The organism is Azospirillum sp. B506 (assembly GCF_000333595.1).
Lineage (GTDB): Bacteria > Pseudomonadota > Alphaproteobacteria > Azospirillales > Azospirillaceae > Azospirillum.
Genome location: NZ_BADK01000354.1, coordinates 1 through 12,287 on the forward strand (window position 1 = coordinate 1; position 12,287 = coordinate 12,287).

General features: G+C 68.1%; 13 protein-coding genes. 1 reads left to right on the plus strand and 12 read right to left on the minus strand.

The genetic code is table 11. The annotated features are described in order from the left end of the window. The coding region (locus tag I71_RS10870; RefSeq protein WP_244433757.1) for a GAF domain-containing protein at nt 1-410 on the minus strand (410 nt) is incomplete at its 3' end. Nucleotides 411-634: 224 nt separating this feature from the next. On the opposite strand from I71_RS10870, the gene I71_RS39645 reads away from it, so the two are divergent. Beyond that, nucleotides 635-754: a formate dehydrogenase accessory sulfurtransferase FdhD gene (locus I71_RS39645; protein ID WP_280109868.1), complete on the plus strand. Its 120-nt coding sequence runs from the start codon at nt 635-637 to the stop codon at nt 752-754. Between the two features lie 77 nt (nt 755-831). Here I71_RS39645 and I71_RS10875 read toward each other — a convergent pair whose 3' ends face one another. The 11 genes from I71_RS10875 to hyfB form a co-directional block, all read right to left on the minus strand. Beyond that, entirely contained in the window at nt 832-1,740 is a 909-nt protein-coding gene (locus I71_RS10875; protein WP_042694829.1) for a formate/nitrite transporter family protein, read from the minus strand. A gap of 207 nt (nt 1,741-1,947) precedes the next feature. Continuing rightward, complete coding sequence (gene hycI, locus I71_RS10880) at nt 1,948-2,406, minus strand: hydrogenase maturation peptidase HycI (protein ID WP_042694831.1); 459 nt, start codon at nt 2,404-2,406, stop codon at nt 1,948-1,950. Beyond that, nucleotides 2,403-2,873 (minus strand): formate hydrogenlyase maturation HycH family protein, encoded by a 471-nt coding sequence (locus I71_RS10885; protein ID WP_049976038.1) that lies wholly within the window; start codon nt 2,871-2,873, stop codon nt 2,403-2,405. Before I71_RS10885 ends, hycI begins: the two co-directional genes overlap by 4 nt. Then, on the minus strand, nt 2,870-3,673 hold the full coding sequence (locus I71_RS10890) for an NADH-quinone oxidoreductase subunit B family protein (RefSeq protein ID WP_042694833.1): 804 nt from the start codon (nt 3,671-3,673) through the stop codon (nt 2,870-2,872). The genes I71_RS10885 and I71_RS10890 overlap by 4 nt, the downstream gene beginning before the upstream one ends. Further along, on the minus strand, nt 3,670-4,260 hold the full coding sequence (locus I71_RS10895; protein WP_042694835.1) for a formate hydrogenlyase complex iron-sulfur subunit: 591 nt from the start codon (nt 4,258-4,260) through the stop codon (nt 3,670-3,672). The genes I71_RS10890 and I71_RS10895 overlap by 4 nt, the downstream gene beginning before the upstream one ends. 12 nt (nt 4,261-4,272) lie before the next feature. After that, nucleotides 4,273-5,988: an NADH-quinone oxidoreductase subunit C gene (locus I71_RS10900; RefSeq protein WP_042694837.1), complete on the minus strand. Its 1,716-nt coding sequence runs from the start codon at nt 5,986-5,988 to the stop codon at nt 4,273-4,275. Beyond that, nucleotides 5,985-7,610 carry a hydrogenase 4 subunit F gene (locus I71_RS10905; RefSeq protein WP_244433758.1) on the minus strand — a complete coding sequence of 542 codons (1,626 nt, stop codon included), beginning with the start codon at nt 7,608-7,610 and terminating at the stop codon, nt 5,985-5,987. Before I71_RS10905 ends, I71_RS10900 begins: the two co-directional genes overlap by 4 nt. 5 nt (nt 7,611-7,615) lie before the next feature. After that, a complete protein-coding gene (gene hyfE / locus I71_RS10910) occupies nt 7,616-8,269 on the minus strand; it encodes a hydrogenase 4 membrane subunit (RefSeq protein WP_042694840.1) in 654 nt (217 codons plus the stop codon). A gap of 14 nt (nt 8,270-8,283) precedes the next feature. After that, nucleotides 8,284-9,747, minus strand: a complete 1,464-nt coding sequence (locus I71_RS10915) for a hydrogenase 4 subunit D (RefSeq protein ID WP_042694842.1) — start codon at nt 9,745-9,747, stop codon at nt 8,284-8,286. Between the two features lie 19 nt (nt 9,748-9,766). After that, nucleotides 9,767-10,705: a respiratory chain complex I subunit 1 family protein gene (locus tag I71_RS10920; protein ID WP_042694844.1), complete on the minus strand. Its 939-nt coding sequence runs from the start codon at nt 10,703-10,705 to the stop codon at nt 9,767-9,769. A 12-nt stretch (nt 10,706-10,717) separates the two neighbouring features. Next, a partial coding sequence (gene hyfB, locus I71_RS10925; RefSeq protein WP_042694845.1) for a hydrogenase 4 subunit B occupies nt 10,718-12,287 on the minus strand: 1,570 nt, incomplete at its 5' end.

Below are 12,287 nucleotides of genomic sequence, written 5' to 3' on the forward strand. Positions count from 1 at the left end.
CTGGTGAAACGGCCCTCTCGGCGGCTGGCGACCTCCAGCACACCGAAGGTCTCCCCTGCGCCCCGGACGATCACGTCGATGACGCGCTTCACCCCATGTTCGACCAGCAGGTCGGGGTTGCGGAAGCGGGTCTCGGTTCCGAGATCGTTTGCGATCACCGGCTCGCCGGTCTTCAGCGCATAACCGGCGGGAGAGGCGAGGTCGGCGCCGACCGCCCGCCGTCCGACCACGCCGGGGTTCCAGCCGACGCCGGCGCGGACCAGCAGGCGGTCCGTACCGTCAGGCTCCATCTCCCGTTCCAGCGCCCTGCACAGGTCGGCTTCCAGCCCTTCCGCGCACAGGGCGGCCGCCTGCTGCAGAAGGGCGGTGAGGTCGGTGCTTTTCAGGGCGGCCGTGCCGAAGCCGGCCAACAGCTCCTGCTGCCTCTCCCTGCGGGCGAGGGTTCTGGCAAGGAGGGCGCTGGACGGGGGTGTGGTCTGGGGCGCTTGGGTCGGAGGCATGAACCCTGTAGGGACGGGAATGGACTGCAACAGGAACAGCCGGCGGCAGCTTTCGGTCACCGCGGCGTGGTGGGTACCGCTTCTCACCCCATCCGCTTGCCAAGGGAGCGCCCCTGAACCGGCAGGCCGGCGCGCTGGCCCGTGCCGGAACCGATCCAGCAGGTGGCTTCGTCGTGGTGTCGAGCCGCTGTTCCTTCGGCATGGTTCACCGGACCGCTGCCGCCGGCATTCCGCGGATCGCGATGCCCGATTGAGCAGTCAGGCCCGAAACACAAAGCCCGCGGACCGGTTCGTCGCCGGCCCGCGGGCGTTGTGTCTCAGCGGGTTGCCATCAATGCGTCGCCGCCGGCTGCCCCACCGACGACAGCGGCTTGCGCGACGGCAACGGGGTCAGGCCGCCCAGCCCCTTGCGGTAGATCAGCCAATAGATGCCGCCGACGAACACCGAACCGCCGACGATGTTGCCGAGCGTGGCGAACAGCAGGTTGTGCAGGATGCCGCCCGCCGTGATCATCGAGACGTCCAGCCCGGCCGGCACATGGCCCGTCACCTTCAGTACATAGGCCAACGGCAGGAAATACAGGTTGGCGATGCAGTGCTCGAACCCGGCGGCGACGAAGGCGGCGACCGGCAGGGTCAGCGCCACGATCTTGTCCGTCACCGTGCGGCCGGCATAGGCGAGCCAGACGGCCAGGCAGACCAGCAGGTTGCACAGGATGCCCTTGAAGAAGATCGTCACCGCGTCGGGTGCGATCTTGCCGATGGCGAGCTTCAGGACGGCGGCGCCGACCGCACCGTTGTTCATCTCGGTGTGGTGCGACATATAGATCAGGAAGACGAGGCCCATCGCCCCGACGGCGTTGCCGATCCAGATCGTCGCCCAGTTGCGCAACACCTGTGCCGTGCTGATCTGCCCGTTGGCCCGCGCCATCACGATCAGGCAGTTGCCGGTGAACAGCTCCGCCCCGCCGACCATGACGATGGCGAGGCCGAGCGAGAAGACCAGCCCGCCCAGCACCCGCTGGACGGCGAAGCTCAGCGCCGGATCGGCCAGCACGATGACGAAGAACATGCCGCCCAACCCGATGCCGCCGCCGGCGACCACCGCCAGCATGAAGCTGGGCAGGAAGGGCATCGTCGCCTTCTTCACCCCCAGCTTTTCGACCTTGTCCTGAATCTCGGCGGGCGAATAGGCGTCCATGCCGAGAACCGGTGTGTCTTTCGATGCAGGATCCGCCATGGCGGTGTCCTCCGCTTGCCTTGAGTTGTTCCGGACACGGTCTGTCCCGGCGCCTGCCGACGGATGTGCAAGGGGTCGTCGGCCAGGGGGAGGGGCGACCGGCAATTCAGCGCCGATCGGTGACGCCGTCGGCGTCCTGTTCACTGCCCGGAGCGTTGCGACAGGAGAGGCGCCGGCGCTCCGGGGTACTGTTGTCAGCCCACCGTTTCAGCCCACTGTCTCGTAGGCCTCGAACCCCTCGCCGCGGACCAGCCGCTCGTGAACGGCTTCCACCGAGTTGCGGATCGTGCTGGTGACCGGTGCGAAGAAGCTGGTGTCCTGCGGCTGGATGCCGAGGAACAGGATCTCCGGCACGGTTTCCCGCAGGCTGTCGATCAGGAAATTCAGCGGGATGGCGTGGGTGGTGACCATGAACTGCTCGGCGACGTTGTCCTGCTCGATCAGGCGGACTTCGCCCGGCGGCAGCTCCATGTCGGCGGCGTCGACGATCAGCACCCGCTGCGGCGCCAGCGAGCGGATGTGGTGGGTGTGGTTTTCCGGGACATCCTCGCCATCGACCACGGTCCAGCCAGGGGCCGGCTGCTCGTCGAGCAGCTGGGCCAGCAGCGGGCCGGCGCCGTCGTCGCCGCGCAGGACATTCCCAACCGTGAATACGACATCGGTCATGACAGCCGTCTCCCCATCAGATAGATCGCGGGTTCGCGCCGGATGGCGTCCAGCGCCGTGCGCAGCCGGTCGAGCCAGGCCGCCACGTCGGGCGGGGCGGTGGGCAGCGCCGCCTCGACGGCCGTCATCAGCGGCCGGATGTGGGTGCTGTCCACCGTGATCTCGCCGAAGCGCAGCAGGCCCGACAGCTTGCGGTGCGCCTCCTCATTGTCCTTCAGCGTGTCGAGAACGCGGTCGAACACCGCGGTGGTGCAGCGGAAGGCCGGCTTGAAGCAGTCGAACACGCCGATGTGATGCCCGATGGCCAGCGAATAATAGACCACCTGCCGGGCATCCTCCGGAATATCCTCCTTGCGCTCCAGCACCTTGGCGTTCAGCTGGTAGAACACCACCTCCGGCGCCGCACCCCGGCCGGCGCGCAGGCCGGGGATGGAGCCGGGATCGGCGGCCTGTGCGAGGCTGGTCATGGCGTCTCTCCCCGGATGGCCTGCTGCACCACCTCGGCCAGGCGGCCGATGATCTCGGCGCGGCGCGGGTCGCGCTCCTCGCCGATGGCCTCCAGCATCCGCTCGGACAGGCTGAAGGATCCCGGCGTGTGCGCGTGCCCCTCCAGCAGGGCCATGAACTCCTCGGCGATGTCGCGGCCCTGGCGGTAGCCGGCCATCCGCCGCGCCTCGCGTTCCAGCCGGACCCGCAAGGCATAGGGGATGTCGGGATGGGGCAGGGCGGCGGTCTCGCCGGCGGCCTCGACATGGGTCTCGGCCTTCAGCTTCTGCTCCAGCAGGCCGAGCGCCACGGCAAAGCCGTGGATGGTCGCAGCCGGCGTCGGCGGGCAGCCGGGGATGTAGACGTCCACCGGCACGATGTTGTCGGTGCCGCCCCAGACGCAATAGAGGTCGTGGAAGATGCCGCCGGTGCAGCCGCAGGCGCCGTAGGACACCACGATCTTCGGATCGGGCGCCGCCTCGTAGGCGCGCAGCGCCGGCATCCGCATGGAGCGGGTGACGGCGCCGGTGAACAGCAGGATGTCGGCATGGCGGGGCGAGGCCACCACCTTGATGCCGAAGCGCTCCGCGTCGAACACCGGGGTGATGGACGAGAAGATCTCGATCTCGCAGCCGTTGCAGCCGCCGCAATCGACGCGATAGACGTAGGCGGAGCGCTGGATGTTCTTCAGCAGCGCCTTCTTCATCGTGGCGATCTGTTCGCTGGTGGAGACCGGCGACATCTCCGCCACCAGGGTCTTGGGGTCTACCGGGACGTTCATGGCGTGGTCTCCAGTTCCTTGGCCGGCTTTCCGGTTTTCGAGAGGCCGGCTTCCATCTGCCGGGCGATGCCCATGCCGGCGATGTGGTGGACATCCTGGGCGCGCTTGCAGGCCGGGCAGGTCGCGGCGGTCAGGCGCAGCCGGTCCGCCTCTTCCGCACTGCGGGCCGACTGGCTCAGCAGGCGGGCGACGTAATCGACCTCCTTGGCCGGGGCGAAGGGCTTGCCGCAGCAGGCGCAGTCGGCCAGCGTGAAGACGGCCTTGCGCGTCAGGTCGGCCTTGCTGCCGACCGCCAGCTCGAAATCGTCGGACAGGCGGATGGCGCCGGTCGGGCAGGATTCCTCGCAGCGGCCGCAGAAGACGCAACGCCCGTAATTGATCGACCAGGTGCGGCTGCCGGCGGCGGTGTCGGTCTCCATCTGGATGGCGTTGGCCGGACAGGCGACGGTGCAGGCAGCACACGCGATGCAGTCCTCAGCCTTGTGTTCCGGCTTGCCGCGGAAGTCCTTGCAGACCGGCATCGGGGCGAAGGGGTATTTGACCGTCGCCTCGCCCGTGCGGAAGATTTCCTTGAGTAGCTTGAGCATGTCCGCCCCCCGTCACTTCAGCGGTGAATCCGTGCGTTCGCGGCAGTAGCGCTCCATCTCCTTGTAGGCGATGGTCTTGGAGCGCTTCTTGCGCACGTCCACCACGGTCACGCGGTCGGTGCAGGAATAGCAGGGGTCGATGCTGCCCACGATCAGCGGGGCGTCCGACACCGTATTGCCGCGCAGCATGTAGCGCAGCACCGGCCAGTTGTTGTAGGTCGAGGCGCGGCAGCGCCAGCGGTAGAGCTTCTGGTTGTCGCCGGTCATCGACCAGTGGATGTCCTCGCCGCGCGGCGCCTCGGTGAAGCCCAGCGCGAACTTGTGCGGGACATAGGTGAAATCCTCGGTCAACACCGGGCCGGCCGGGGCGTTGTCCAGCAGCTTCTCGATGATCCACAGGCTGTCGAAGAACTCCGCCACCCGCACCAGGGTGCGGGACAGCACGTCGCAGCCCTGTTCGACATGGACCGGCATGTCGAGCAGCTTGTAGCCGGCGAAGGCATGGTCGGCGCGGGTGTCGCGGCGGTGGCCGCTGCCGCGCACCACCGGCCCGACCGGGCTGTAGTCGCGGGCGATCTGCGGGTCGAGCCGGCCGACGCCCTTGACGCGGCCGCTGACGTTGGCGGTGGACAGCAGCACGTCGACCAACCGGGTCACGTCGTCGCGCAGCTCGGCGACCAGTTCGCGGGTCTTGGCCTGCTGGTCGCCCAGGATGTCGCGGCGCACGCCGCCGATCAGGTTCAGCGCATAGGTCTTGCGCGCCCCGGTCAGCAGCTCGGCCAGCGTCATCGCCTTCTCGCGCACGCGGAAGAACTGCATGAAGCCGGTGTCGAAGCCGATGAAATGGCAGACGAGGCCGAGATTCAGCAGATGGCTGTGCATCCGCTCGGTCTCCAGCAGGATGGAGCGGATGGCCTGGGCGCGCGGCGGCACCTTGATGCCCAGCGCATTCTCCACCGAACTGGCATAGGCGACGCTGTGGGCATAGCCGCAGATGCCGCAGACGCGGTCGGCCAGGAAGGTGACGTCATTGTAGCCCATCCGCGTCTCGGCCACCTTCTCCATGCCGCGGTGGACGTAGAACATGCGGTAATCGGCGTCGATGATGTCCTCGCCATCGACGAACAGGCGGAAATGGCCGGGCTCGTCCGAGGTGATGTGCAGCGGCCCCAGCGGGACGACACGGGTCTCCTGCTTGGCCTCGTTGATGAACTGGTAGGTCTCGTCGTCGCTGGTCGGCGCCGGGCGCAGCCGGTAGTCCATCGAATCCTTGCGCAGCGGATAGAGCTCGTCCGGCCAGTCGTCGGGCAGGACGAGGCGGCGTTCGTCCGGCAGCCCGACCGGGCGCAGGCCGAACATGTCGCGCACCTCGCGCTCGCCCCAGACGCAGGCGGGCACCCTGGGGGTGACGGACGGGTATTCCAGCGTGTCGGCCGGCACCTCGCAGCGCACCACCACATGGCACTTGTCGCCGCCCTCCATCGACAGGACGTAATAGACGGCGTAGCCGCCGTTCAGCGGCCGTTCGTCGTTGCCGACGACCACCGACAGCCAGCCATTGTGGTCGTAATAGAGGCTGGCGACGACGTCGGGCAACGAGACCGGCTTGACCGTGATGGTGACCTGGGACTCGGTCTGCCAGGATTCATCGAGGATCGCATGGGGCAGGCTCTCGCGCAGGGAGGCGATGTAGCCGCTCCCGACCCGGTCCGGAGTGAGGATGTTCATTTGGAGATCTCCGTCTGCGAGAGGCTGCCGGTCACCAGCTGTCCGCCGGCGCGGACCGTGTCGTATGTTTGCCAGGGGGCGGCCACCACCGGGCGGCTGTCGCCGTTCATCACCACCGTCGTCGCCTGCTGCACCAGAGTGGACAGCGGCTGCGGCACGGCGAAGCCCAGCGTCAGCACCAGCACCGCCAGCACGCCCAGCGGGGCGAGCGCCTTCCAGCCGACGTCACCCTTCGCCATCGTCTCCGGGCTCTTGCCCAGCACGCTGTCGGCGACGATCTTCACCAGACCGGCGATGGTGATGCACAGGAACAGCGCGCACAGCGCCATGATCCAGCCATAGCCTTCGTTCAGCCCGGCCATGAAGACCATGAATTCGCTGACGAAGATGTTGAAGGGCGGGAAGCCGGCCAGCGCCAGCGCGCAGCCCATCATCAGGAGGCCGGTGGCTGGCGCCACCCGCAGCACGCCCTTCACCGCCCGCAGGTCGCGGGTGCCGTACTTCATCAGGACGTTGCCGGCGCTGCAGAAGAACAGGGCCTTGGTGACGCTGTGGTTGATGGCGTGCAGCAGCGCCGCGGCGATGCCGAGCGGCCCGCCGACGCCGAGTGCCACCACGATCAGCCCGACATTCTCGATGCTGGAATAGGCCAGCTTGCGCTTCAGATCCTGCTGCACGAAGAACAGCAGGGAGGAGACGCCGACCGACAGCAGGCCCAGCGTCAGCAGCAGCATCTGCGGGAAGCCGGCGCCGACCGTGCCGACGGTGATGACGTAGAAGCGGATGACGATCAGCAGCGCGCATTTCAGCAGCACGCCCGACAGCAGGCCCGACACCGGGCTCGGCGCCTCGGAATGGGCGTCGGGCAGCCAGGCATGCATCGGGAAGATGCCGGCCTTGGTGCCGAAGCCGATCAGGGCGAAGACGAAGGCCAGCTTGACCAGCATCGGGTCCAGCTCGGCGGCATGGCCGACCAGGGCCGTCCACAGCACCGCCTGGTGCGGGTCGGCCAGCACGTCGGCGGCGTTGGAGAAGACCAGCACCGTGCCGTAGAGGCCGAAGGCGACACCGACCGTGCAGATGATGACGTATTTCCAGGCCGCTTCCAGCGAGGATTTCTGCCCGTACAGCCCGACCAGGAAGGCGGATCCCAGCGTCGTCGCCTCGATGGCCGCCCACATCATGATGATGTTGTTGGCGGTGACCGCCAGCAGCATGGTGAACAGGAACAGGCTGAAGAAGCCGTAGTAGATGCGGACCTTGCCGGCGTCGATGGCGCCGGACTCCAGGTCGTGGCGGATGTAGGCGATCGAATAGAGGCCGGTCATCAGCCCGACCACGCCGATCAGCATCATGAAGACGGCGCCGAGCGCATCGACGAACAGCCAGTCGCCGAAGGCGGAGATGGCGCCGTTCGACAGCACCTGGATCAGCGCCGCGATGCTCAGCAGGAAGACATAGCCGATGGAGCCCAGATGGATGCGCTCCAGCAGCGTCACGCTGCCCGTGTCGGTCGCGAAGGCTTCAGGCAGCGACTCCCGGAACCAGGGCAGGGTCAGCAGGAACAGCGCCACCGCCAGCGGACCGATCAGCAGAAGTGGGGGAAGGATCGAGGGTACCATGGCGGTCATCCCTTCAGGCTCGTGAGCTGGCGCGCGTCGAGCGTGTGCAGCGTGTCGAAGATCCGCGATCCCAGCGCCGCCATCACCACCACCGCGAAGATGGCGTCGGTGGCGATGCCGATCTCCACCAGCTCCGGCGCGTTGGGGGCCAGCAGGGCCAGGGTCAGGTGCGACCCGTTCTCCATCAGGCAATAGCCGAACACCTGCTTCAGGATGTTCCGCTGCGCCACGATGCAGGCGAGGCCGATGAAGAACAGGGCGAGCGACACCGCCAGCGCCGGCTTGATGGCGTCGGCCGCCGGCAGCGTCACCTTGGACGCCACGACGAAGCAGAGGATGAGGGCGACCGCGGCGCCGACGATGGACAGCGCCGTCGGCATCACCGCACCGGTGCCGATGGCGGGATCGCTCAGCCGGCGGAAGGCGCGGTACATGATGGCCGGGACCAGGATCACCTTGGTCAGCAGCGCGGTGAAGGACCAGAGATACAGCTCGCCCGACCCGGTGGCCCCCGCCAGCGCCACGAACAGCATCACCAGGATGAAGCTCTGCAGCGCATAGAAACGGGCGGAGTTGGCCGGATTGCCGGCGAGCGTGACCAGAAGGGAGCTGACGATCAGCAGGCCCGACAGGCCGTTGACGATGAGAAATCCGTTCATGACCGTTCCCTCCCTCAACCGAGCCACGAGGCGGCGATGGAGCTTGAGACCACCGTCATCGCCATCAGGGCCACCAGCACGAACTTCATGCCGGCCGGCAGCGGCGCCGCCGCGGCCATGGTGGTGGACGGCTTGCCGGGCACCGAATGGCCCAGCCATTTCAGGAACCAGGCGAAGGAGCCGACCGATTCCGCCAGCGCGATGACGACCAGCACCATCAGCGCCCAGTGATGCGCCCCGACCTCGAACCCGCCGGCGAAGATGGCGAATTTGCTGAAGAAGCCGTTGAAGGGCGGCACGCCGGTGATCGCGAGCGCGGCGCAGACGAAGGCGACGCCCAGCAGCGGCGATTTGGTGACGATGCCGCGCAGCGACGGCAGCAGCCGGGTGCCGGCGGTGTAGCTCAGCGCACCGGCGACCAGGAAGAACAGCGTCTTGGCGAAGGCGTGGTTGAAGATGTGGGCGATGGCGCCCTTGAAGGCGAGGTCGGAGCCGAAGACCGACAGCGACAGCGCCAGCAGGATGTAGGCCAGCTGGGTGATGGTCGAATAGGCGAGCAGGCGCTTCAGGTCGACCTGCGGCAGATACATGAAGAAGCCGTAGACCAGGGTCAGCACCGCCATGATCGAGCCGACCCAGCCGACGATCTCCGGCGCGCCGCCGGCCGACATCAGCCCGCGGGCGAAGATGTAGACGCCGACCTTCACCATCGAGGCCGCATGCAGATAGGCACTGACCGGGGTCGGGGCCTCCATGGCGTCGGGCAGCCACATGTGGAAGGGCAGCTGGGCCGACTTGCCCCAGGCGGCGACCAGGATCGCCAGCAGCACCGCCGCCTTCATCCCCGGCGCCAGATCGGCGATGGCGGTCAGCGCGAAGGTGCCGGTCGACAGGAACAGCAGCGCCGCCGCGACATAGAGGCCGAGCGAGGCGACATGGGTGACCAGCAGCGCCTTGGCCGCAGAGCGCAGGGCCTTGGGCGATTCGTAATAGCCGATCAGGGCCCAGGAGCAGGCGCCCGTCAGCTCGAAGAAGGCGAGCTGGCCGACCACGGTGGAGCTGAAGACCAGCCCGGTCATTGCACCGATGAACACCAGCAGGAAGGCGTAGTAGCGCCGCCGGCCGATGTCGGGATGCTCGCGGTTGCCGGCGTTCAGGTAGGCGGCGGAATAGACCGCCACCAAGAGGCCGATGGCGATCACCGCCAGCGCGATCAGCACGCTGACGCTGTCCACCACCAGCCCGAGGATCGAGACCGATCCGAAGGAGATCAGCTCATAGGTGCCGCCGACCTTGCCGTCGCCGAGCAGCGACATGGCGAGGATGGCGATCACCGCGACGGTGGCGGCGGCGAAGCCCTGGCACAGCCATTTGGCCGATGCCCGTTCCGATGCCGCGATGGCCGCCGCACCGCCGAAGGGGACGAGGATGGCGGCCAGCGCCAACAGCCCGAGCGGTTCCGTGGGGAGTGTTATCATGATGCTGCCCCTCGCCGGCTCACAGGCCGACCAGATAGAAGACGAAGGCGAGCGAGGCGGCGCCGACCCCGATCCAGCTGTGCTGGGGGGTCAGGCGGAAGCGGACGCGCGCGACGCTGTTCTCGACCACGCCGACGGCGGCGAAGATCAGGACCAGCTTGATGGCGAAGGCGACCAGCCCGAACAGCAGCCCGAAGAACGTCATCTCGGGGGCGCTGCCGAAGGGCAGGAAGACGCCGACGAACCAGGCGACGACGACCGTCTGCTTCAGCGCCATCGCCCACTTGATCAGCGCCAGCGACGGGCCGGAATATTCGGTCAGCGGTCCTTCCTGCAGCTCCTGCTCCGCCTCCGCCATGTCGTAGGGCAGCTTGCCCAGCTCGATGTAGATGGCGTAGGCGAAGGACAGGGCGGCGATCACCGTCGCGGTCGCCGACCGCACATGGCCGTCGGCGATGGCGCTGCCGATGGCGCCGAGGTTGGTCGAGCCGGCCAGCAGGGCGGCGACGAAAAGCGACAGCAGCATCACCGGCTCCACCAGCACGCCCATGGTCAGCTCGCGGCTGCCGCCGATGCCGGAGAAGGAGCTGCCGCTGTCGATGCCGGACAGCGAGAAGAAGAAGCGGGCGAGCGCGAACAGATAGATGACCGTGATCAGGTCGCCGATGGGCGCCACCGGCGTGAAGCGGGTCAGCATCGGGATGCCCATGGCGATGACCAGCACCGTCGTCAGCATCACCGCTGGCATCGCCCGGAAGGCGAAGCCGCTGTTCGGCGGGTTCAAATCCTGGCGGGTCAGCAGCTTGGCGATGTCGCGATAGTCCTGCAGCAGGCCCGGCCCGTGGCGGGTGTGCAGCTTTGCCCGGACCATGCGCGACAGGCCGGAAACCAGCGGCGCCGCGGCGAGCAGGAGGAGCGCCTGGAACAGTCCCAGGATCAGGTGTGAGAAGGTCAGCATGGCGTCCTCCCGTCAGACGGCCAGCGCCAGCAGCGCGATCAGCGCCGCGACGATGTAGAGGCAGTAGATGCGGAAATCGCCGGCCTGGATGATCTGCAGCCACTTGCCGCTGGCATCGACCGCACCGGCGATCGGGGCGATGACGTTGCGGTCGGCCAGCGGTTCGGTGCGCCGCGCCAGCGTGACCACCCGCTCGAAGCCGTGGGCGATGCCGGTCCAGCGCCCGGCAATCGCCTGGCGCATGCTGTAGAGCGGGGCGAAGAACATGCGGATCGGCTGGGCGAAGCCGCCGGCGCTGGCGGGCATGTGGTGGTCCGGCAGATAGCCGGCCGCCCAGGGGGCCGCCACCTTGCGGTCGCCGCCGCGCTTGGCCGCGAAGGCCGCCTTCAGCGCGATGGGCAGGAAGGCCATGGCGATCAGCAGGATGGCGATCAGCGGGGTGGAGAGCGTCGCCTGCTGGGCATCGCCCGGCAGCAGGGTGGCGCCGACCGCCAGCGTCACCGGAGCGGTGCCGATGGTCGCCGCCGCGATGCGGCCCATCACCGGCGCCACCAGCGGGGCCAGCAGGCCGAGTGCCACGCAGGCGACGGCCAGCACCGCCATGCCGGCGACCATCGCGGCCGGCGCCTCGCGCGCCTCCTCCGCATGATGGCTGCGCGGCGCCCCGGCGAACATGATGCCGTAGGCCTTGACGAAGCACATCACCGCCAGCGCGCCGGTCAGCGCCAGCATGACGGCGGCGATGGGGGCGGCGAACTTCACCAGCGGGGTGCCGTCCAGCGCCGCGGCGAACAGCGCCTGGTAGGTGTACCATTCCGACACGAAGCCGTTCAGCGGCGGGATCGCCGAGATGGCCAGCGCGCCGACCAGGAAGGACAGGGCGGTCCAGGGCATGTTGCGGGCCAGCCCGCCCATCTCCTCCATGTCCTTGGTGTGCATGCGGAAGATGGTGGAGCCGGCGCCGAGGAACAGCAGGCCCTTGAACACCGCATGGTTCAGCAGGTGGTAGAGGCCGGCCATCAGGCCCAGCACCGCCAGCACCGGCTGGTGCAGCGCCATGCCGATCATGCCGGTGCCGACGCCCAGCAGGATGATGCCGATATTCTCGACCGAGTGGTAGGCGAGCAGCTTCTTGATGTCGTGCTCGGCCAGGGCATAGACGACGCCCAGCACCGACGACACCGCGCCGAAGGCCAGAACCAGCAGGCCCCAGCCCAGCATCGCCGGCCCGGCGCTGGCGCCCAGCAGGTCGATGCCGACCTTGACGATGCCGAAGACGCCGATCTTGATCATCACGCCCGACATCAGCGCCGAGGCGTGCGACGGGGCGGCCGGATGGGCGCGCGGCAGCCAGATGTGCAGCGGGATCATGCCGGCCTTGGCGCCGAAGCCGATGAAGGCCAGCAGGAAGGCGACGCTGTCCAGCGGGGCCGGCAGCGGATGGGCGCGGAAGGCGGCGAAATCGAAGCTGCCGGCCTGGTTCGCCATCAGGAAGAAGGCGGCCATGATCAGCACCGAGCCGCCATGGGCGACCAGGAAATAGAGGAAGCCGGCGCCCACCGCCTCGTCGTCCTGGTCGAAG

What these genes read in the sequence shown, in the direction of transcription:
- I71_RS10875 (WP_042694829.1), bottom strand. Translation starts at nt 1,740, where the DNA reads ATGGCGGATCCTGCATCGAAAGACACACCGGTTCTCGGCATGGACGCC.
- hycI (WP_042694831.1), bottom strand. Translation starts at nt 2,406, where the DNA reads ATGACCGATGTCGTATTCACGGTTGGGAATGTCCTGCGCGGCGACGAC.
- I71_RS10885 (WP_049976038.1), bottom strand. Translation starts at nt 2,873, where the DNA reads ATGACCAGCCTCGCACAGGCCGCCGATCCCGGCTCCATCCCCGGCCTG.
- I71_RS10890 (WP_042694833.1), bottom strand. Translation starts at nt 3,673, where the DNA reads ATGAACGTCCCGGTAGACCCCAAGACCCTGGTGGCGGAGATGTCGCCG.
- I71_RS10895 (WP_042694835.1), bottom strand. Translation starts at nt 4,260, where the DNA reads ATGCTCAAGCTACTCAAGGAAATCTTCCGCACGGGCGAGGCGACGGTC.
- I71_RS10900 (WP_042694837.1), bottom strand. Translation starts at nt 5,988, where the DNA reads ATGAACATCCTCACTCCGGACCGGGTCGGGAGCGGCTACATCGCCTCC.
- I71_RS10905 (WP_244433758.1), bottom strand. Translation starts at nt 7,610, where the DNA reads ATGGTACCCTCGATCCTTCCCCCACTTCTGCTGATCGGTCCGCTGGCG.
- hyfE (WP_042694840.1), bottom strand. Translation starts at nt 8,269, where the DNA reads ATGAACGGATTTCTCATCGTCAACGGCCTGTCGGGCCTGCTGATCGTC.
- I71_RS10915 (WP_042694842.1), bottom strand. Translation starts at nt 9,747, where the DNA reads ATGATAACACTCCCCACGGAACCGCTCGGGCTGTTGGCGCTGGCCGCC.
- I71_RS10920 (WP_042694844.1), bottom strand. Translation starts at nt 10,705, where the DNA reads ATGCTGACCTTCTCACACCTGATCCTGGGACTGTTCCAGGCGCTCCTC.